The following is a 19,022-nucleotide window of genomic DNA, read 5'->3' on the forward strand; positions in this document are numbered from 1 at the left end:
GGATGATTGCCGCCTACGTCGCGATCTCCGTGGTCAACACGCTGGTCATGGCCACCGGCGAACGCACCCGCGAGTTCGCGCTGCTGCGGATGGTCGGCACCACACGCCGGCAGCTGCTCAGCATGCTGCGCTGGGAGGCGCTGTTCATCGGCGGTCTCGCTCTCGTCGTGGGCGGTATCGGCGTCCTGGTCGCGCTCGTGCCGTTCAGCATGGTCATGGCCGGAACTCCGGTGCCGTATGTGCCGCCGCTCGTCGGCCTGGGGCTCGTGGCGGTGACCATGCTGATCGCGCAGCTCGCCATGCTCGTTCCGGCGCGTATCGCGCTACGCACGCCGCCGGCCGAGGCGCTCACCAAACCCATGTGAGCGGGAGCCAGAAGACACGGTCCCACCAGTGCCCAGCGGGGGTGGCCCCAGCTCCGGGGGAGAACGAGTCGCGCGAACCCGATCCGCGACCCGAGGAGTCGCCCCCGCTCGTGAAGCTGGTGGCGTGCCAGGCAACGGGCATACCCCGCGCCCGGTGTGCCGGCTTCCGGCACACCGGGCGCGGGGCTCCGGGCTTGGGAGGACTCAGGCGACCGTCTGGACGGCGGGGGCCGCGCGCTTCTCCGCAGGGTCGCTGGGGTCCTTCAGCACCGTCGACAGCACCGCGACCGCCAGGTACAGGCAACTGAAGACCACCGCGACACCGCCGCCGCCGACCAGCGGGTAGAACACGGCAACCACCATGGGACCGACGAAGGCGGCGCCGCCCGCGCCGAAGTTGAGGATCGCCAGCGCCGCGCCCTTGTCCTTGTGCTGGACCATCGACGGCATCAGCGCCGACAGCGGGACGAATCCGGCCAGCAGCACCCCGTAGAGGCAGCCCAGGGCGATAGCCACCATGAAGCTCTGGGTGGCCATGGCCGTGAAGTACCACAGCGGTGTGGCGACGGCGCAGCCGACGCACCCGAAGAGGGTGACCGTGCGGCGCCAGCCGAAGTAGTCGCCGAAGACACCGAAGAACAGGTTGGCGGCGATGTTGGCGCCGTAGGTGACCGCGGTGAGGGTGGCGATCTGGGCGACGCTGAGGAAGCCGTCGTTGCCTCCGGCGTTACCGAAGGTGAACGGGAACATCGCGAAGAAGCCGTACTGGGGCGCGGTGTTGACGATGCGCACCAGTCCGCCGGCCAGGGTGCGGCGGTCGCGCCAGAGGATGTCGACGCCTTCGAACAGCCGGCGGTAGCTGGTCGGGTTGGCTACCGACTCGTCGGCGATGGGCTTGAGGCCGCTGGGCTCGCGCACAGCGAAGGACCCCAGGGCGCCGCCGATGGCGACCAGCACCAGGGACAGGATGAGGGTGTCGTAGTGGGACATCCCCAGTGGTCCGATCGCCAGCGCCGCGACGCCCGCGCCCAGGGTGGGCAGGCCGCCGGTGAAGGCGAACCAGAACCAGCCGGCCACTGATCCGCGCATGCGTTCGGGGCTGGCGGTCTGGGCCCAGACCAGGAAGGCGAAGGCGAACAGGGGGTAGGCGAAGCCGCGGATGCCGTAGACGGCGACGATGAACCCGAACTCCTGCGAGGGGATGGCGGCGAACAGGAAGATCGCCTCGAAGACGACCCACCAGGCGGCACCCAGCCACATCACCCGGCGCGGCCCCCAGATGGCCGAGAGGGTGCCCGACAGCCAGGAGCCGATCATGACGGCGATTCCGTAGATGGTCACGGTGGCGAAGGTCGCCTGCTCGCCGTCGAGCCCTCCCCCATCGTCCTGTTGCAGGTAGTCGGTCAGGTAGCTGATCTCCACGCCATCGCCGACCATGTAGATCAGCACGGCGACGAATCCCCAGAACAACGGCTTGGGGATGCCGATCCGCTCGATGCCGCGCAGCGGCATGGCGGGATCGGGAGGATCGGAGGGGGGTCGCTGCGGCTGGCGGGAAGTCGCCGGCTCGTCCATGGTCTCTCCTCGCTGGGGGTGGGTTCCGGCCGCAGCGCGGCTGGGCCGCGCTCGCACCCGCGGCCGGGGGCCGGCCAAGGGTTCGGCACGGAGTCGAGGACCTGCACGCACCGCGCGGGCCGCGAGGCCGCATGGACCGAGAGGCACCGCACGTGATCCAGGTCTCACCTACATCACAGGAGGAAACATAACTCGCGTGAAATTAACACGCAATACGTGATTTAGTTTTTCACCACCGCGACGTCCACCGTCACGTGGTCGCGCAGCTCGGCGAGCAGGGCGGCATCGACCCCGTCGTCGACGATGACGCGGTCGTAGAAGTCGGCGGGCGCCAAATGGTGCAGCGCGGTGCGCGGCATCTTGCTGGAGTCCATGAGCAGCACCTTGGTCGCGGCCGCTGCGAGCATCGCCCGCTTGACCACGACGATCTCCTGCTCCTGGTGGTAGGTCATCGCCGCGGTCATGGCGGAGGTACTGATGAAGGCGGTGTCGACGCTGATCGAGGAGAGTGCCTCGGTACAGGGCAGGCCGTTGAAGGAGTCGTGGGTACGCGAGTAGTCGCCGCCGAGCGCTATCAGCCGGACGTCCTTCATGGTGCGCAGCTCGTCGATGGTGCGGCGGTAGTTGGTGACCACGGTCAGCGGAGACAGCGGCTCCAGCAGCGAGGCGATCTGCAGCGCGGTGGTGGAGTCGTCGAGGATGATCGAGCCGCCCGGCTCCACGTACTCCGCGGCGCGGGCGGCGATCGCACGCTTCTGCTCGATACGCGCGTTGAGGCGGTACTCGGCGTCGCTCTCGAAGACCGTGGAGGGCTGAGCGGATACCCCGCCGCGGAACTTGCGCAGCAGGCCGCGCCGCGCGAGTTCGTCGAGGTCGCGGTGCACGGTCATCACACTGACACCGGTGAGCTCGGCCAGCTCCACGGCCGTGGCCGACCCCTGCTTGGCGACGAACTCGGCGATGGCCTGCTGGCGGGCTTCCTGGGGGCGGGCGTCGCTGCGTCGGGTACTCATAGGACCACTGTCCTCGAACTCCGGATTGCTGGTGACGGGCGGGCGGCACGGCGGCCGGGACTGCCTGTCAGACGGTATCGGAGCCTTCCCGCACCGCTGGAGATAACACTGGGGCATGGATAAATAACTTCTTCAGTGTTAGTTTAACGCCATTGATGTCATGTGGCTGGAGGATGAGAACACGATGAGCAGCAGACTCCACGCGGTGGTGTTCGACCTCGACGGTGTACTGGTCGAGAGCGACCACCTGTGGGAAGAGATGTGGTCCGGCTACGCCGCGCGCCACGGCGTCCAGTGGGAGTCCGAGGACACCGCTACCGTCCAGGGCATGAGCTCCAGCGAGTGGTCGCACTACCTCAACCGGCGGGCGGGTGCCGCGGAGTCCGACGAGGACACCGAGCGCGCGGTCGTCGACGGCATGGTCGAGGCCTTCGAGCAGGAGCGGGTCGAGCTGCTCGCGGGCGCGCGGGAGACCGTGGCGGCCGTCAGCGCCGAGGTCCCGATCGCCCTCGCCTCCTCCGCGCCGCGCCGGCTCATCGACGCCGTGCTGCGCGGGCACGGCCTCGCCGACCACTTCACCGCGACGGTCTCCAGCGCCGAAGTCGGCCGCGGCAAACCCCACCCCGACGTCTACCTGGAGGCGGCCGCGCGGATCGGCCAGGAGGGCGGCGACTGCGCGGCCGTGGAGGACTCCTCCAACGGCATCCGGGCCGCCCACGCCGCCAAGATGACGGTGGTCGCGCTGCCCAACCCCGCCCCCGGCTACCGCCCGGCCCCCGATGCGTTGGCGCTGGCCGCGGAGGAGGCCCGCGACCTCGCCGACGTCAGCGAACGCCTGCTGCGCCTGCTCGCCCGCCCGGCCGCCCAGGGGAGCAGCTGATGTCCGCGGCCACCGACTCCACCACCTTCAAGTCCTCCTGGGTGGAGGGCCTGGTCAGCTCGTACTCCCGGCTGGTCGCGCCCGTGCCCGACGCGCACGGCGTGCTGAGCGCCCGCTCCCCCGAGCAGGGGCGGGTCAGTGTCGTCATCGGCGGGGGCTGCGGCCACTACCCCGCCTTCGCCGGCCTGGTGGGACCGGGCCTCGCCGACGCGGCCGTCGTCGGCGAGGTGTTCACCAGCCCCAGCGCCGAGCAGGTCTACCGCACCGCGCGCGCGGTGGACGGGGGTGCGGGGGTGCTGTTCAGCTTCGGCAACTACGCCGGCGACGTGATGCACTTCGGCCTCGCCGCGCGGCGGCTCGCCGCCGAGGGCGTCGACTCCCGGACCGTCCTGGTGACCGACGACGTCGCCAGCGGCTCCGCTCAGGAGATCGAGGCGCGCCGCGGCGTCGCCGGCGGCTTCTTCGTCTTCAAGATCGCCGCGGCGGCCGCGGCCCGGGGCTACGACCTGGACGGCGTCGCCCGGGTGGCGGCGCGTGCCAACGCGATGACCCGCACCTTCGGCGCGGCCTTCGACGGCTGCACGCTGCCCGGCCAGCAGGAGCCGCTGTTCACCGTCCCGGAGGGCACCATGGAGCTGGGGCTGGGCATCCACGGCGAAGCCGGACTGCGCCGTGTCCCCGCCCAGGACCCCGCCGGGCTTGCCGACGTGCTGGTCGACACCCTGCTGCCCGAGCTGCCCGCGGGCGCGACCGGGCGCACAGCGGTGCTGCTCAACGGGCTGGGGCAGACCCCCTACGAGGACCTGTTCATCTGCTACGGCCGGGTGCACCGCCGGCTGGCCGACGCCGGCCTCACCCCCCACCGCCCCGAGGTGGGCGAGTTCGTCACCTCCCTGGACATGGCCGGGCTTTCGCTGTCGCTGCTGGTCCTGGACGACGAACTGGCCGACCTCTACGACGAGCCGTGCCAGACCCCCGCCTTCACCTCGGCCCCGGCAGCGGCCGACGCCGTGCCCGAGCCGCGGAGAGCACCCCGCCCCGGAGCGGCCGCCGGCACGGCACCGCGCACCGCCGATACACCGGCGGCGGGCGGCGGCGCCGCGGCAGAGGCGCTGGCGGCGGCGCTGGCCGCCGTCGAGGCACACGAGCAGGAACTGGGCCGGCTCGACGCGGTCGCCGGGGACGGCGACCACGGCCAGGGCATCGTGCGCGGGCTGCGCGCGGCCGTCGCGGCGGCCCGGGGCGCAGACCCCGGCGACACCGCCGACGCGACCGGCCGGGCGCTGCTGCTGGCCGGTACCGCGCTGGCCGACGCGGCCGGCGGTGCCTCGGGCGCGCTCTACGGCCTGCTGCTCACCGAGATCGGCGGCGGACTGCTGGAGGCCGGGCCCGTGCCGGTCACCGCGGAACTGCTCGCCCCGGCAGTGGACGCCGCGTTCCACGCCGTGTGCGAGCTCGGCGGCGGCGCCGTCGGCGAGAAGACCATGCTCGACGCGCTCGCTCCCTTCCGCGACACGCTGCTCACGCACGCGCGCGCCGGTACGCCGCTGGCCGCTGCCTGGGCCGATGCCGCGGCCGCGGCGACCAGCGCCGCCCGTGCCACCGCCGACATGCCCGCCAAGCGCGGACGCGCCGCCCGCCTTGGAGAACGCGGCCAGGGACACGCCGACCCCGGCGCCACCTCGCTGGCGCTGATGGCCACCGCCGTAGCCGGCGTGCTCGACGGCCGCTCCCCCACCCCCGCCGACCCCGTCCCCGAAAGCCGGTGAACACGCCATGAGGATCGCCGTCGCCGCCGACAGCGCCGGAGTGGCGCTGAAGAACGAACTCCGCGACCTGCTGCGCGAGGACACGCGCATCTCCGAGGTCCGCGACCTCGGCGTCCCCGACGTCGCCGACGACCGCGCCTACCCCCTGCTGGGCATCGCGGCCGCCGAGGCGGTCGCGGCGGGCGAGGTCGAACGCGCCCTGCTGGTGTGCGGCACCGGCATCGGCATGTGCATCTCGGCCAACAAGGTCCCCGGGGTGCGCGCCACGGTCGCCCACGACTCCTACTCCGCCGAGCGGTCGGTGAAGTCCAACGACTGCCAGGTACTCACCATGGGAGCGCGGGTGATCGGCCCCGAGCTGGCGAAGCGGATCGCCACCGAGTGGATCGGCCACGTCTTCGACCCCCGCTCGGCCAGCGCGGGCAAGGTCGCCCGCATCAGCGAGTACGAACAGGCCTGAGCCGCGGCGCGGCTTCCTCCGCGGCCCCCGGAGGCAACCCCCGTCAGGGGCCTGGACCGATGCGAATTTGAACAGGAGCCGACATGCGTGTACTGGCCGCGGGCGACCACTTCGTCAGCCCGGACCTGCTGGTGGCCGCCCTGGAGGAGGAGGTCCGCGCCGACCGCCTGCCGCCACCGGAGGCCGTCCGGCTGCGACTGCCCTGGCCCGTTGAACCGTTCGGCCCCGTCGGCGGGGTCGAGGAGGCCAGCGGCACCGAGAAGGAGGTCATCGAGCAGCTACGCGGCGCCGAGATCTGCATGACGCAGATGGCCCCGGTGACCGCGGCGGTCCTGGACGCCTGCCCCGACCTGCGACTGGTGTCGGTGTGCCGGGGCGGCCCCGTCAACGTCGACCTGGAGGCGGCCACCCGCGCCGGCGTCGCGGTCACCTACGCTCCCGGCCGCAACGCGACCGCGGCCGCCGAGTACGCGATCGCCATGATCCTCGCGGCCCTGCGCCAGGTGCCCGCCGCCGACTCCGAACTGCGCGAGGGCCGGTGGCGCGGCGACTACTACGCCTACGACCAGGCCGGTATCGAACTGCGCGGCACGGTGGTCGGGCTCGTCGGCTACGGCGCCATCGGGCGCATGGTCGCCCGGATTCTGCGCGCCTTCGAAGCCGAGGTGCTGGTCAGCGACCCTTATGCCGACCCGCGGGCCATCGCCGAGGACGGGGCGCGTCTCGTCGGGCTGGAGGAGCTGCTCTCCGCCAGCACCGTGGTCAGCCTGCACGCGCGGCTGACCCCGGAGACCCGCAACCTTATCGACGCCGATCGGCTCGCGCTGCTGCCGCACGGCGCGGTGCTGGTCAACACGGCGCGGGGCGGCCTGCTCGACCACGCGCCACTGCCCGAGGCGTTGCGCAGCGGACGCCTGGGCGCGCTCGCGCTGGACGTCTACGACGTCGAACCGCCGCCCGCCGACTGGCCACTGCGCGGTCTGCCCAACGTGGTGACCACACCGCACCTGGCCGGGGCCACCCGCCAGACCGCCGAACGCGCCGCGCGTATCGTCGCCGGTGAGGTGGGACGCTACCTGCGCGGCGAGGAGCCCCGCCACCTGGCCAATCCCGAGGTGCGGGAGGTGCGCTCATGATCATTGGCGTCGACGTGGGCACGACGATGACCAAAGCCGCCGTCTTCGACCGCGACGGCCGGGCTGTGGCCGAGGCCGACGAGCCCACCACCCTGCACCGCTTGAGCGGCGCCCGAGTGGAGCAGGACCTGGACGAGGTGCTGGCCACCGTCTCCTCGGTGGTGCGCAAGGTCGCGGCGGCACGGACGGAGCCGGTCACCGCCGTCGCCCTGACCGGCCAGGGCGACGGCCTGTGGCTGCGCGACGCCGACGGCCATCCCACCCGGCGCGCCATCTCCTGGCTGGACGGGCGCGCCGGACCGCTGGTGCGGCAGTGGTACGAGGACGGCACCATGGCGCGGGTGCACGAGCTGACCGGCCAGGGCATGTTCCCCGGCGCGCACGGTCCGCTCCTGGCGACACTGGACCGGGAGGAGCCAGAGACACTGCGGCGCTCCGCGGTGGCCGGGTACTGCGTCGACGCGATCGTGCAGCGCCTCACCGGCGAGGTCACCGTGGACGCCTCGGACGCGTCCCTGCCCTTTTTGGACGTGCGCAGCCGCGCCTACAGCCCCGGCGCGCTCGCCGAGTGCGGCGTCTCGCAGTGGCGCGGGCTGCTGCCCGAACCCGCCGCGCCGCACAGCCTGTTCTCCCTGGACCGGCGCGGCGCCCAACTACTGGACCTGCCGGAGGGTACGCCGGTGACCGGCGGACCGTTCGACCTGCCCTCCTGCCTGCTGGGCAGCGGCGTGACCGAGGTGGGCGACGGGCTGCTGACCCTGGGCACCACCCTGGCCTGCCAGGTCGTCGCCGACAACGTGCGCGTGGAGTCGCCGGGTGAGCCCGCGGGGATGTGGCTGTGCACCGACCTGGCCGACCGGTTCTCCCGCGCGATGCCGGCCATGGTCGGCACGGCCAGCCTGGACTGGCTGCTGGAGCTGCTGGGGATCGGTATCAGCGAGGTGGAGCCGCTGCTGGAGGCCAGCCCGCCCGGTGCCCGCGGGGTGTCGGCGCTGCCGTTCCTGGCCGAGTCGGGCGAGCGCGCGCCCTTCGTGGATCCGCGGGCGCGCGGCCAGCTCACCGGGGTCAACCTCGGCACCGAACGGGCCGACATCGTCCGCGCGGTCTGCGAGAGCATCGCCTATGCCGCCCGCCACTGCCTGGAGACGGCCGGGCTGACCGGCCGCCTGGCCGCCTGCGGCGGCGGCAGCCGGTCTCGGGGCTGGATCCAGGTCTTCGCCGACGTACTGGGCCGGCCGGTGATCCTGCCCCCCGACGACGCCATGGGGGTGCGCGGTGCCACCGTGGCCGCCTGGCGGGCGATGGGCGAGCCCGTCGACGGCGCCCGCTGGCTGGACGAGGGCACCCGGGTCACCCCGCGCCCGCACCTGCGCGACCAGTACGAGGAGGGCTACGCGCGCTACCGCGCACACCTGGACAGCGCCCGCGCCCTGTGGAGCTCGGACGCACCGGCGTAGGGCACGACGCGTCACGCGGGGTAGGGCGCGCCTGGCTGGCCGAGGACAGGGGCGGGTTCGCGAAAGCTGATCATGGCGCAGAGCCGCCGTGTGCCGACAGGCGCGTGCTCTCCGTGGAAACAGCCCACACACAAACGGGCCCCGGACAGTCCCAGGGCCCTCTCGTGTTCGTGGTTACAGCTCTCCAGTCCGGACATCCGCGAGGAATGCGGACCACTCCGATGCGGGGAACCTGATGTGCCCGTGTTCCCGGTTCTGCGAGTCGCGCACGTCGGCCACATGTGCGGTCTCCCGAACCTCCACACAGTTGTATTCGCGGTCACTGTAGCTGCTCTTGTGCCATCCAGGCATCACAGCTCACCTCTTACCTTCTCGATCAATTCCGCCGTTGTGTACGAGGGCAGCGCTTCGGCCTGAAGGTCACCGTAGGCCGTCGCCATCTCGTTGGCTGTCTCCGGGTCGTCTACGACGATCTGCCCCTTGGCGTGCTCCAGGTGTACCACCACGCCTCCCCCTGGCATACCGAAGATGCGGAACGACCCTCCAACTGCTGTCTGTCGTGGAGCGTGGTCCGGAATGATCGACAGACGGATACGCCGGTCCTGGATCAGAAAAAGCAGGTGGTCTAGCTGCTCTCTCATGACCTCGGGTGGACCAACGCGCCTACGCAATACGATCTCGTCCAAGACGAACCTGAGTTGTACGCGAGGGGGAATCTCCGCCAACCGGTCGACCCTGGTCTTCACAGCCTGCTCAAGGAGGTCCGGAGTTGCGCTCAAGGGGCCGCTAATCAGGATGGCACGGGCGTAGCCGGGGGCTTGCAGCAGACCGGAGATTAGCAACGGCTGGTACTCACGAATCTCCGCCGAAGATCGTTCGATCTGTACGAAATCTTGCCACTTGTCCGGTACCCGCTTCACGTCGTTCAGCTCTTCCCAGAGCCTCAAGAGCTTGCCGTCAGTAGCAAGAGCGCTGTCGAGAACGACCGCGTGGTCCCTATTGGGCGTTCGCGTCCCGTTTTCGAGCTTCCCTATGTGAGGGCGGCTGATCCTTGTCGCTCTGCTGAGTTCGGTCTGCGTCTTTCCAGTTGAACGGCGTAGACTCCTTAATTCCGCGCCCCACCTGGACCACGTCTTGTCTACTCGCTCTGCCATGGATCCAGAATGATCCATAGAAGATCCATTCCGCTACCCATTCGCCAAAAAGGGTCAATCATGTAGCGCTTATTGCAGGTCAGAATATGGATCGCGATGCTGTTCGTCATGGATCGAACGAACGCAGCCACCCCGACGCGTGAGAGTGCGGCTGCTCGTTCGTATCTCGAAAACAGACCCCCGCGACGGATTACGGCCGTCCGGGGAGTGGCCACCAGCTAAGAGGAGCTGATGACGTTGACCAGTCTGCCACCACGCCGAAGCGCGCGAATCCGGCCCTACCTGCTCGTTGTGGAACGCCTGCGTGCCGCACAGGCCGGTGCGTTCGGCCAGTTCCCGGACCTGACGGCCCTGGCCGGCCTGGGGGTATTCCGGTGAATGTCCCCGAGACGAACGTCCCCGACCCGAACCTGAACTTCTTCGTGCTCTACAACGGGGAGGCGGCGAACGAACTGGGCATCGCTCCCTCCACGATGCGTCAGTGGGCCCGCGCGGGACACATCCCCTACGTCACCAACCACAACGGGTGGCGCCTGTTCGGCGTGGGCGACGTCTACGCCCTGCGTGACGCCATACGGGATAAGAACCCACCCACCTAGTCCGCGACGGCACCAGCGAAGGTGGTGGGCGGGCATTCTTTGCGTCGATCTCGGGAAAGTACACCTAATACTGGCGAGTAATACGTGTACTTTCCCGAGATCAGCGATAACCCCAACTACGGAGCGGCCCCCTGCCGTCGCGTGCGCCACCATCGGGCGCCCGCACCGACACCCGAGGGCTGCCCCCATGGTCAGCGCACCTAGTCCGCGTCTAGTCCGCGCCGGTACCGCCGAACGCGGAGTCGAAGGAGGCCTCCGGGGGGTCGAAGAGGCGGGCGCGGACGAACTGGACGGCTTCGGCCGCTCCGACCAGCCGGTCCATTCCGGCGTCCTCCCACTCGATGGAGACGGGCCCCTGGTAGCCGATCCGGTTCAGCGTGCGGAAGCAGTCCTCCCAGGGGATGTCGCCGTGTCCGGTCGAGACGAAGTCCCAGCCGCGGCGCGGGTCGCCCCAGGGAAGGTGCGATCCCAGCCGGCCGTTGCGGCCGTTGCCGGTCCGCCGCCGGGTGTCCTTGCAGTCGACGTGGTAGATCCGGTCGCGGAAGTCCCACAGGAATCCCACAGGGTCGACCTCCTGCCAGACCATGTGGCTGGGGTCCCAGTTCAGCCCGAACGCCTCGCGGTGGCCGACCGCCTCCAGTGCCAGCACGGTGGACCAGTAGTCGTAGGCGATCTCGGAGGGGTGCACCTCATGCGCGAAACGCACGCCGACCTCGTCGAAGACATCCAGGATCGGGTTCCAGCGGTCGGCGAAGTCTGCGTATCCGGCCTCGATCACCGACTCGGGAACCGGGGGGAACATGGCCACGTACTTCCAGATGGCCGACCCGGTGAAGCCCACGACGGTGGGGACGCCGAGCCGGGCGGCGGCCCGGGCGGTCACGCGCATCTCCTCGGCGGCGCGCCGCCGCACACCTTCGGGGTCGCCGTCCCCCCATACGTGCGGCGGCACTATGTCGCGGTGCCGCTGGTCGATGGGGTCGTCGCACACGGCCTGTCCCGTGAGGTGGTTGGAGATGGCCCACACGTTAAGGCCGTACTCGGCCAGGGTGTCCAGCTTGGCCTGGACGTAGGAGCCGTCCTCGACCGCGCGGTGGACGTCGAAATGGTCGCCCCAGCAGGCGATCTCCAGTCCGTCGTAGCCCCAGGAGGACGCCAGGCGGCATACCTCGTCGAACGGCAGGTCGGCCCATTGGCCGGTGAACAGGGTGATCGGATGAGCCATCTCGGCTGTCTCCTCTGCGAACACGGTGCGAATCAGTTCTCTTCGTCCGCGGCGGGCGGGCGGGGCGCCCCCTCGACCGCCCCGCCCTGGAGCCCGCGAAGGAAGGCCAGGCCCTCCGTGGCGAGCGCGTCCTGACTGGCGGCGAGCGGGCGCCACACCGAGGCGGCGGTGGCGATCGCGGCGTTGCCAGCGGTGAAGGACTCGATGACCAGTGGCCCGCCATAGCCGACCGCGTCGAGCGCCCCTTGGATCGCCGGCCAGTCCAGATGGTCGGCGCCGGGTGCGCCCCGATCGTTCGCGCAGACCTGCACGTGGGCGATCCGGTCGCCGGCCCGCCTGATCGCCGCGGGCGGGTCCGTCTCCTCGATGTTCATGTGGTACACGTCCAGGGCGAGCCCGCAGGTCTCGGGCGGCAGCCCGGCCAGCGCGTCCAACGCCTGGTCGACGGTGGTCAGCAGGCTGGTCTCGTAGCGGTTCAGCGGCTCCACCGCGATGCGTACCCCCGCGGCCGCGGCGTACTCGGCCACGGGGGCCAGCCCTTCGGCGAGTTCGGCATAGCAGTCGGCGCGCTCCTGCCCGGTCATCGGCCAGGTGCGCCCCACCGAGGAGTAGGCGGGCCCGGCGATTACGGGTGCGCCCACCGCGGCGGCGGCGTCGACCACCCGCCGCAGGTAGTCGCGGGTGGCGGCGACCGTCGCGCGGTCGGCCGCCACCAGCTCCCGTCCCGGGCCCATCACCAGGGCGACGGTGGCCGCCAGCCCTTCTGCGTCCAGCAGCTCGGCCGCGCGCTCCGGTGACCAGTCGCCGATCTCCTCCACGGGGAGCTCGACGGTGTCGAAGCCCCACCCGCGGATGCGCGGCGCGAGTTCGGCCAGTGCGGCGTCGGTCAGCGGCGACGTCCACACCCACGTGCTGACTCCCAGAGCGCGGCGCATTACCGGTCCTGCCAGGCCTCGGGGAAGCCGGGCAGGTCCTCGCCGCCGAACTTGGCGTAGTGCAGGCTCGGCATGTCCGAGTTGAGCTCCAGGTACTCGTCGAGCTCATCCTCGCGGATGGGTTCCTGCGGCAGCACCCACTCCTCGGGGACCTCCTCGCCGTTGAGGATCTGCGTGGCCGCCAGCACCGGGGTGCGCCACTGGAAGTTGGAGTAGACGGGCGCGATCGCGGTGATGTCCTCCTCCTGCCACTTGCGCATGAAGCTCAGCTCGTCCTCGCCGGAGATCACCGGGTAGGGGCGGCCCTGGTCCTCGAACGCCTCCAGCCCGGCGACGGCGCCGTCGCCGGCGTCCATCCAGATGCCGTCGACCTCGCCGCTCTGCAGCTCTTGGGTGACGATGTCCTTGATCTGCGCACCGTCGCCCTCGGTGAACTCGTGGCCGATCAGCTCCAGGTCACTGTCGTCGAAGATGCGCTGCGCGGCTGCCCAGCGGTGCTCCAGGACGTCCACGCCGGGGAGGATGCGCAGCGCGAGAACCCGGGAGCCGGGCTCCAGCTCGTCGACGAGGAACTCAGCGGCGTCGGCGCCGTAGGCGTAGCCGCCGATGGGGTGGATGAAGGTGACCATGCAGTCGGTCTCGACACCGCGGTCGAAGACGATGACCGGCGCCCCGCTCTCGCAGGCCGTCTCGACCGCGGGAGTGAGCGTGGCGGTGGTGGAGGGGGAGATGATGATCGCGGCGCAGTCGCCGGAGTCGACGAACGCCTGGATGTCGGAGATCTGCTGGTTGTCGTCGTCGGCGGCGTCGGAGACCCGGAACTCGCCGATCTCGCCCTCGTCCTGCAACGCCTCCACCTGCTGCTGCATGGTGATCCAGCCGGTGACGCGCCAGGGGTTGGACACCGAGGCGTTGGAGAAGCACACGGTTGGCTCATCGGCGTCGTCGCCCTCCAGCGCGTGCTCGGAGGTGTCGACGTACTCGGGGTCGATGGCCTGCAGCCACGGCTCGTCCGGGTCGCCTTCGGGTTCGATGTCGCGCTGGGCGAGCTGCTCCTCGTAGTCCTCTTGGTTGAACCATTCCTCCTCGCCGGGGGATGGGCTCTCGCCGGCTTCGTCGTCGGGCAGATCGGTGGTACAGCCCGTCAGCGCCAGGCTGAGAGCGGCGGCACCAACGAAGAGGGCGTGTGGGGGACGCATCGTGGTCGAACCTCCTAGGACGGGTTTGCCGAACGCCGGCGCGCGGCGTAGGCGACGGCGGCGATGATGATGAGGCCCTGCACGGTCGGCTGGATCGTCGCTGGCAGGTCGAACTGGATGAACAGGGTGAACAGCGCCTCCATGGCGAGGGCGCCGCCGACGGCGGCGATGACCGCGCCGTGGCCGCCGCCCAGGACGACACCGCCCAGGACGACAGCGGTGATCGCCATGAACTCCAGGCCCTCGCCCACCTGCGCGGTGACTCCGGCGAACCCGCCGATGAGAATGCCCGCGACGGTGGCGAGCAGGCTGGAGAGCACGAAGGCGGTCGTGCGTACCCGCCACACCCGCGCACCGGAGAACGTGGCGGCGGTGTCGTTGTCACCGGTCGCGATGAGGACGCGGCCGTAGGGCGAGCGCATCAGCGCCACGGCCCCCGCGGCGACCGCGGCGGCGATGAGGACCGCCCAGGGAAGCTGCCCGATCACCGGCACCCCCTCGATGCCGCCGCGTCCCGCCTGGCGGAACGCCTCGGAGAGCGCGCCGGTGGGCGCGCCGCCGGTCCACAGTCTGATCGCGCCGTAGAGGACCAGCATCGTGCCCAGCGTCGTGATGATCGAGGGCACCCGCAGCACGGTCGTGACCAGCCCGTTGACCAGTCCGACCAGTACACCGAACGCGATCATGAACAGCAGCACCGGCAACGTGCGCGATTCCTCGCCGTCGATGAGCGCGGCCGCGATGACCACTTGGGCGCCCACCAGGGAGCCCACCGACAGGTCGAGTTCGCCGGAGACGATCACGAAGTACTGGCCCACGGCGAGAATGACCAGGGGGGCGGCCTGCTTGGCGAACGCCAGCATCGACGGCGGCTGGGCGAAGGCGGGGTTCATCGTGAAGATGAGCACGAAGATGACGATCAGCAGGGCGAACACTGTGCCGCTACCGCCGTCGAGCAGCCGGGCGACCGCCAACCGGGCGGTGCGGCCAGCGCTGGGGCGCTGGCTCGGACGTTCGGGGGCGCGTGTCATGTGCGGCCTCCTCGACCTGCCTGGCCGGATTGGCCTCCGCGGTCAGTCCGACCGCTCCGGTCGGACCGCTCCGGCTGGCCGGCCCGGTCCTCCTGGTCCCTCTGGTCCGCCCGGCTCACGTCGTCCGTGCCGCCCGCGGCGCCGGCGGGGTCCGCTTGGCGGGGCCGGTCGGGCTCCCCTGGCTCCGCCGTGCCCGGCGGATGCCCGGCCGCCCGCGGGCCGGCCCTGCCCTTGGGCGGCGGCGCGCCGGGGACACGGCTCCGCTGGTGCGCGCCGCGGGAGAAGCGGGGCGGGTGCGCCATTCCGCTGCCGCGCCGGGCGTATATCGCCACCGCGGTGATGACGATGACGCCGCGCAGCACGTCCTTGAAGAACGGGTCGACCCCCAGGACGTTGAACAGGGTGTCGAGCACCGCGAGGATCAGCACGCCGGCGATCGTCCCGGCCACACCGCCGCGCCCGCCCAGCAGGTAGGTGCCGCCGAGCACGACCGCGGCGATCGACTCCAGCTCGTACCCCGACCCGTAGACCAGGGAGCTGCCGGTACCGAACCGGGCGGCGATCAGCAGCCCGGCCACCCCGGCGGCGACCGAGCACAGCACGTGGGCGGTGATGATCGGCCGGTCGACCCGGATGCCCGACATCCGCGCGACCTCAGCGTCGCCACCGACGGCGTACATGTGGTAGCCGGTCCGGGTGGAGCGCAGGAACACGAAGGCGAGGGCGGCCACGACGATCAGCACAGCGGTCGACAGCGGAAGGACGCCCATGCGCGTGTAGCCGAACACCTGGAACGCCGCGGGGACCTCCCCCGCGGGCCCCTGGTAGAGCGTGTCCAGGTAGCCCTTGATGATCAGGCCCATGCCCAGGGTCGCGATGAAGGCGTTGACACGCAGTTTGGTGATGACCAGCCCATTGACCAGGCCGATCAGGCCGGAGACCGCGAGCACGGCGAGGACGCCCAGCCAGATCCGGCCCGGGTCGCCGGCCATGGTGGTGGCGGCGACCACGCTGGACAGCGCCACCACGTAGCCCACTGACAGGTCGAGCGACCGGCACAGGATGACCAGCGTCTGCCCGACCGCGACGAAACCCAGCAGGCTGGAGCGGGTCAGCATCTCGACGAGGTTCGCGGTCTCCAGCAGGTTGTGCCCGTTGAACGCGGCCACCGCCGTACCCGCCGCCGCTATCCCCACAAACGCGAGGTAGACGACCCCCGTCGTGCCCATGCGGCCCAGCCCTGAGCGCGCAGTGCCGAGCGCCGACACCGACACAGTCATGGGCACCTCCAGGGGTCGTGGCCTTCACCTGCGGGGGGACGCGCGGGCACGCGGAACTGGCAGAGGCGGGCCAGCCAGCGCGGGCGTCCGGGAGCCCGGCCGGCCGCACCGGGCTCTCGGCGCTCCTGCCGGGTGAGCGCACGGCCGGGGCCGCGGATCGGGCCCTGCGGCGGGTGGCCTTCCAGTGGGGTGCCGCGGACGTGGCGGGGCGGCGCTGGTAATCGGTGCCGCCGGCCGCGGCTGTTTGGGGGAGGCGGCATCAGCAAGCCTCCAGGTCGTGTCCGTGCCCGGTGGCCAGCGCCATGACGGCCTCCTCCGACGTCCCGCCGGGCAGTTCCCCGGCGACGCGCCCGTCGTGCAGCACGAGGGTGCGGTCGGCCAGGCCGATGACCTCGGTCAGCTCGGAGGAGATCAGGATGATCGCCACCCCCGAGGCCGCCAGGCGCCGGATCAGCGTGTAGACCGCGCGTTTGGCTCCGACGTCGATACCGCGGGTGGGGTCGTCGAGCACGATGACGCCGGGGTCGGTGGCCAGCCACTTGGCGAGCACAACCTTCTGCTGGTTTCCGCCGGACAGGTAGCGGACCTCCTGGTCGGAGTCGCGGTTGACCAGCTCCAGTGAGGAGAACAGGCCGGGCAGCCGGCGCGCGCGCTCGCCCGCCCGCAGTCCCAGCACGGAGTCGAGCACCAGGCGGCCATTGGCCAGCACCGACTGGTTGAGCGCCAGCCCTTCGGTCTTGCGGTCCTCGGTGACCAGGGCGATTCCGGCCCGCACCGCCTGGTTCGGGGAGCGCGGCGCCACCCGGCGGCCGTCCACCCGCAGCTCGCCTCGCGTGAAGCGCCGCAGCCCGAAAAGCGCGTGGGCGAGTTCGGTGCGCCCGCTGCCCTGCAGCCCGGCCAGCCCCACGATCTCCCCGCCGTGCGCACGCAGGCTGATGCCGTCGAGGTGCTCATTGCCGCCGTCAGTGATCTCCAGCCGCACCGGGCCGAGCTCGGTGCCCTCGGCCGGCTCGGGGAAGAACGCGCTGATCGAGCGGCCGACCATCATCCGGATCAGCTCCGCCGAAGTGGTCCGGCCGGCGTCGACCGTGCCAACCCGCTCGCCGTCCTTGAGCACGGTGATCCGCTCGCACAGGTCGAACACCTCGGTCAGCCGGTGCGAGACGTAGAGCACGGCCACGCCGCGTTCGCTCAGCCGGCGCACCAGCCCGTACAGCAGTTCCACCTCGTGGCCGGCCAGCGCCGAGGTGGGCTCGTCCATGGAGATGATGCGGGCGTCGTGCGAGAGCGCCTTGACAACCTCGACGATCTGCTGCTCGGCCACGGAGAGGGAACCCACCCGGACCTGCGCCGAGAGCCCGGTCAGCCCGAGGTCGGCCAGCAGGTGTTCGGTGTCCGCGGCCATGCGGCGGGCGTCGACGCGCCCGCGGCGCCGCGGTTCCCGGCCCAGGTAGACGTTCTCCGCGACACTGCGCTCCGGCAGCAGGTTGAACTCCTGGAACACCGTGGAGACACCGGCCTGCTGGGCCTGGACGGGGTGGTCGAAGGACACCCGCTCACCGGACAGCTCGATCGTGCCCTCGTCGGCGCTGTGCACACCGGCGAGGATCTTCATCAGCGTGGACTTGCCGGCGCCGTTCTCCCCGACCAGGGCGTGCACCTCGCCGGGGTGCAGATCCAGGTCGATGCCGTGCAGCACGCGGCCGCCCAGGAACGACTTGGAGATTCCGCGCATCCGCAGCACGGGGGCGTCGGGGGCGGCATCGGCGGCGTTCACCCGGAGACCTCCGCCCAGGTTCCGGTGCGCGCGGACTCCAACACGGCCTCGGCCATGTGGGCGGCGCGCAGGCCATCGGCGAAGGTGGGCAGGCCGTCGGGTGCCTCTCCGGCGATGGCGTCCCGGGTGTCGGCGACGAAGGCGTTGAAGCAGTCCTGGTAGCCCTGCGGATGGCCGGCGGGCACCCGGGCCAGGCGGCGCGCATCGGGGCTGAGCGTGTCGGGGTCGCGCATCAGCAGGGCGCTGCGTTCGCGTTCGCCCTGCCACAGGAACTCCGGCTGCTCCTGGTCGAAGCAGAGAGTGGCTTCGGTGCCCGAGACCTCCAGCAGCAGCCGGTTCTTGCGGCCCGCGGAGACCTGGCTGATGACCGAGGTGCCGACCGCGCCGCCGCGCAGCGCGAACTGCACGGTGACCAGGTCCTCGGTGCCCACTGGCCGGCCGTCCCCACCGCCGCGGCTGGGATTGACGGTCGATGTCTGCGCGCACAGCCGCGTGATCCGGTCGCCGGTGACGAACTCCACCATGTCGAACCAGTGCGACCCGATGTCGCCGAAGGCGCGCAGCGGACCACCGAGGTCGGGGTCCACGCGCCAGTTGTCGTCGCCGGGACGCAGTAGCCAGTCCTGCAGGTAGCTGCCGTGCGCGAGGACGACCCGGCCGATGGTGCCGCGGCGGACCCGGTCCCGTGCCTCGCGCGCCATCGGGTGGAACCGGTAGACGAAGGGGACGGTGCCGACCCGCTCAGCGCCCTGGGCGGCGTCCGCCATCTCCGCGGCCGTCGCGGCGTCGGTGGACAGCGGCTTCTCGCAGACGACGTGCTTGCCGGCGTTGAGCGCGGCGATGGCCAGCGGGCCGTGCAGGTGGTTGGGCGTGCAGACGTGGACGACGTCGACGTCGTCGCTGTCGATGAGGTGGCGGCTGTCGGTGAAGGCGCGTTCGGCGCCCAGGTTCCGCCGGGCAGCGCGGGCGCTGTCGGACGTGGAGGCGGCGACCCCCACGACCCGGCCCCCAGCGGCGCGGATGGCATGGGAGTGGACCTGTCCCATGAATCCGGTGCCAATGATCGCCGCGCGGTAGCCGTCGTCGAACCGGTCGGTGGAGGCTTCCGGATCCGCGTCCGGAGTAGTGCCCGATCCTGTGATGTGACTCACTGCCATAGGGGAAAGC

At 71.2% G+C, this 19,022-nt stretch carries 19 protein-coding genes; 8 read left to right on the forward strand and 11 right to left on the reverse strand.

Translation table 11 applies throughout. From position 1 onward, the window contains the following. Nucleotides 1–2 precede the first annotated feature (2 nt). A complete protein-coding gene (locus F4561_RS27495; RefSeq protein ID WP_184584436.1) occupies nt 3–365 on the forward strand; it encodes an ABC transporter permease in 363 nt (120 codons plus the stop codon). Between the two features lie 204 nt (nt 366–569). Here the strand turns inward: F4561_RS27495 and F4561_RS27500 are convergent, their stop codons facing one another. Both F4561_RS27500 and F4561_RS27505 read right to left on the reverse strand, forming a co-directional pair. Beyond that, nucleotides 570–1,940: an MFS transporter gene (locus tag F4561_RS27500; RefSeq protein ID WP_221446350.1), complete on the reverse strand. Its 1,371-nt coding sequence runs from the start codon at nt 1,938–1,940 to the stop codon at nt 570–572. Nucleotides 1,941–2,161: 221 nt separating this feature from the next. Next, on the reverse strand, nt 2,162–2,953 hold the full coding sequence (locus F4561_RS27505) for a DeoR/GlpR family DNA-binding transcription regulator (protein ID WP_184584438.1): 792 nt from the start codon (nt 2,951–2,953) through the stop codon (nt 2,162–2,164). 184 nt (nt 2,954–3,137) lie between these two features. Between F4561_RS27505 and F4561_RS27510 the strand changes: the two genes are divergently transcribed. The 5 genes from F4561_RS27510 to F4561_RS27530 all read left to right on the forward strand — a co-directional run bounded on the left by F4561_RS27510 (nt 3,138) and on the right by F4561_RS27530 (nt 8,655). Further along, the gene (locus F4561_RS27510; protein ID WP_184584440.1) at nt 3,138–3,833 is read left to right on the forward strand and encodes an HAD family hydrolase; all 696 of its coding nucleotides are present in this window, start codon (nt 3,138–3,140) and stop codon (nt 3,831–3,833) included. Beyond that, entirely contained in the window at nt 3,833–5,602 is a 1,770-nt protein-coding gene (locus F4561_RS27515; RefSeq protein WP_184584442.1) for a dihydroxyacetone kinase family protein, read from the forward strand. The genes F4561_RS27510 and F4561_RS27515 overlap by 1 nt, the downstream gene beginning before the upstream one ends. A 7-nt stretch (nt 5,603–5,609) precedes the next feature. Then, nucleotides 5,610–6,062, forward strand: a complete 453-nt coding sequence (locus F4561_RS27520; protein ID WP_184584444.1) for an RpiB/LacA/LacB family sugar-phosphate isomerase — start codon at nt 5,610–5,612, stop codon at nt 6,060–6,062. An 83-nt stretch (nt 6,063–6,145) separates the two neighbouring features. After that, nucleotides 6,146–7,198, forward strand: a complete 1,053-nt coding sequence (locus F4561_RS27525) for a 2-hydroxyacid dehydrogenase (protein WP_184584445.1) — start codon at nt 6,146–6,148, stop codon at nt 7,196–7,198. Then, nucleotides 7,195–8,655: an FGGY-family carbohydrate kinase gene (locus F4561_RS27530; protein ID WP_184584447.1), complete on the forward strand. Its 1,461-nt coding sequence runs from the start codon at nt 7,195–7,197 to the stop codon at nt 8,653–8,655. Before F4561_RS27525 ends, F4561_RS27530 begins: the two co-directional genes overlap by 4 nt. 174 nt (nt 8,656–8,829) lie before the next feature. Here F4561_RS27530 and F4561_RS27535 read toward each other — a convergent pair whose 3' ends face one another. Beyond that, complete coding sequence (locus F4561_RS27535) at nt 8,830–9,006, reverse strand: DUF397 domain-containing protein (RefSeq protein WP_184584449.1); 177 nt, start codon at nt 9,004–9,006, stop codon at nt 8,830–8,832. Further along, complete coding sequence (locus F4561_RS27540; RefSeq protein ID WP_184584451.1) at nt 9,006–9,809, reverse strand: helix-turn-helix domain-containing protein; 804 nt, start codon at nt 9,807–9,809, stop codon at nt 9,006–9,008. Before F4561_RS27540 ends, F4561_RS27535 begins: the two co-directional genes overlap by 1 nt. Before the next feature lie 231 nt (nt 9,810–10,040). Here F4561_RS27540 and F4561_RS27545 point away from each other — a divergent pair, with 231 nt between their 5' ends. Together F4561_RS27545 and F4561_RS27550 are read left to right on the forward strand one after the other, a co-directional pair. Continuing rightward, nucleotides 10,041–10,187, forward strand: a complete 147-nt coding sequence (locus F4561_RS27545; RefSeq protein WP_184585401.1) for a hypothetical protein — start codon at nt 10,041–10,043, stop codon at nt 10,185–10,187. Beyond that, nucleotides 10,184–10,408, forward strand: a complete 225-nt coding sequence (locus F4561_RS27550) for a MerR family DNA-binding transcriptional regulator (RefSeq protein ID WP_184584453.1) — start codon at nt 10,184–10,186, stop codon at nt 10,406–10,408. The genes F4561_RS27545 and F4561_RS27550 overlap by 4 nt, the downstream gene beginning before the upstream one ends. A 211-nt stretch (nt 10,409–10,619) precedes the next feature. On the opposite strand, the gene F4561_RS27555 is transcribed toward F4561_RS27550, so the two are convergent. The 7 genes from F4561_RS27555 to F4561_RS27585 all read right to left on the reverse strand — a co-directional run bounded on the left by F4561_RS27555 (nt 10,620) and on the right by F4561_RS27585 (nt 19,012). Beyond that, on the reverse strand, nt 10,620–11,633 hold the full coding sequence (locus F4561_RS27555) for a sugar phosphate isomerase/epimerase family protein (protein ID WP_184584455.1): 1,014 nt from the start codon (nt 11,631–11,633) through the stop codon (nt 10,620–10,622). 32 nt (nt 11,634–11,665) lie between these two features. Beyond that, nucleotides 11,666–12,568: a sugar phosphate isomerase/epimerase family protein gene (locus tag F4561_RS27560; RefSeq protein WP_184584457.1), complete on the reverse strand. Its 903-nt coding sequence runs from the start codon at nt 12,566–12,568 to the stop codon at nt 11,666–11,668. Next, complete coding sequence (locus F4561_RS27565; protein ID WP_184584459.1) at nt 12,568–13,767, reverse strand: substrate-binding domain-containing protein; 1,200 nt, start codon at nt 13,765–13,767, stop codon at nt 12,568–12,570. Before F4561_RS27565 ends, F4561_RS27560 begins: the two co-directional genes overlap by 1 nt. Nucleotides 13,768–13,781: 14 nt before the next feature. Then, nucleotides 13,782–14,798: an ABC transporter permease gene (locus F4561_RS27570; RefSeq protein WP_184584461.1), complete on the reverse strand. Its 1,017-nt coding sequence runs from the start codon at nt 14,796–14,798 to the stop codon at nt 13,782–13,784. After that, nucleotides 14,795–16,078: an ABC transporter permease gene (locus F4561_RS27575; RefSeq protein WP_246438170.1), complete on the reverse strand. Its 1,284-nt coding sequence runs from the start codon at nt 16,076–16,078 to the stop codon at nt 14,795–14,797. The genes F4561_RS27570 and F4561_RS27575 overlap by 4 nt, the downstream gene beginning before the upstream one ends. Nucleotides 16,079–16,337: 259 nt before the next feature. Beyond that, on the reverse strand, nt 16,338–17,813 hold the full coding sequence (locus F4561_RS27580) for a sugar ABC transporter ATP-binding protein (RefSeq protein ID WP_184585319.1): 1,476 nt from the start codon (nt 17,811–17,813) through the stop codon (nt 16,338–16,340). 38 nt (nt 17,814–17,851) lie between these two features. Next, the gene (locus tag F4561_RS27585; protein ID WP_184584463.1) at nt 17,852–19,012 is read right to left on the reverse strand and encodes a Gfo/Idh/MocA family protein; all 1,161 of its coding nucleotides are present in this window, start codon (nt 19,010–19,012) and stop codon (nt 17,852–17,854) included. Between the last annotated feature and the right edge of the window lie 10 nt (nt 19,013–19,022).

This window comes from Lipingzhangella halophila (assembly GCF_014203805.1).
GTDB lineage: Bacteria > Actinomycetota > Actinomycetes > Streptosporangiales > Streptosporangiaceae > Lipingzhangella > Lipingzhangella halophila.

Bases quoted from the DNA above. Each gene is read 5' to 3' on its own strand.
- F4561_RS27495 (WP_184584436.1), top strand. From the start codon at position 3: ATGATTGCCGCCTACGTCGCGATCTCCGTGGTCAACACGCTGGTCATG.
- F4561_RS27500 (WP_221446350.1), bottom strand. From the start codon at position 1,940: ATGGACGAGCCGGCGACTTCCCGCCAGCCGCAGCGACCCCCCTCCGAT.
- F4561_RS27505 (WP_184584438.1), bottom strand. From the start codon at position 2,953: ATGAGTACCCGACGCAGCGACGCCCGCCCCCAGGAAGCCCGCCAGCAG.
- F4561_RS27510 (WP_184584440.1), top strand. From the start codon at position 3,138: ATGAGCAGCAGACTCCACGCGGTGGTGTTCGACCTCGACGGTGTACTG.
- F4561_RS27515 (WP_184584442.1), top strand. From the start codon at position 3,833: ATGTCCGCGGCCACCGACTCCACCACCTTCAAGTCCTCCTGGGTGGAG.
- F4561_RS27520 (WP_184584444.1), top strand. From the start codon at position 5,610: ATGAGGATCGCCGTCGCCGCCGACAGCGCCGGAGTGGCGCTGAAGAAC.
- F4561_RS27525 (WP_184584445.1), top strand. From the start codon at position 6,146: ATGCGTGTACTGGCCGCGGGCGACCACTTCGTCAGCCCGGACCTGCTG.
- F4561_RS27530 (WP_184584447.1), top strand. From the start codon at position 7,195: ATGATCATTGGCGTCGACGTGGGCACGACGATGACCAAAGCCGCCGTC.
- F4561_RS27535 (WP_184584449.1), bottom strand. From the start codon at position 9,006: ATGCCTGGATGGCACAAGAGCAGCTACAGTGACCGCGAATACAACTGT.
- F4561_RS27540 (WP_184584451.1), bottom strand. From the start codon at position 9,809: ATGGCAGAGCGAGTAGACAAGACGTGGTCCAGGTGGGGCGCGGAATTA.
- F4561_RS27545 (WP_184585401.1), top strand. From the start codon at position 10,041: ATGACGTTGACCAGTCTGCCACCACGCCGAAGCGCGCGAATCCGGCCC.
- F4561_RS27555 (WP_184584455.1), bottom strand. From the start codon at position 11,633: ATGGCTCATCCGATCACCCTGTTCACCGGCCAATGGGCCGACCTGCCG.
- F4561_RS27560 (WP_184584457.1), bottom strand. From the start codon at position 12,568: ATGCGCCGCGCTCTGGGAGTCAGCACGTGGGTGTGGACGTCGCCGCTG.
- F4561_RS27565 (WP_184584459.1), bottom strand. From the start codon at position 13,767: ATGCGTCCCCCACACGCCCTCTTCGTTGGTGCCGCCGCTCTCAGCCTG.
- F4561_RS27570 (WP_184584461.1), bottom strand. From the start codon at position 14,798: ATGACACGCGCCCCCGAACGTCCGAGCCAGCGCCCCAGCGCTGGCCGC.
- F4561_RS27575 (WP_246438170.1), bottom strand. From the start codon at position 16,078: ATGACTGTGTCGGTGTCGGCGCTCGGCACTGCGCGCTCAGGGCTGGGC.
- F4561_RS27580 (WP_184585319.1), bottom strand. From the start codon at position 17,813: ATGCGCGGAATCTCCAAGTCGTTCCTGGGCGGCCGCGTGCTGCACGGC.
- F4561_RS27585 (WP_184584463.1), bottom strand. From the start codon at position 19,012: ATGGCAGTGAGTCACATCACAGGATCGGGCACTACTCCGGACGCGGAT.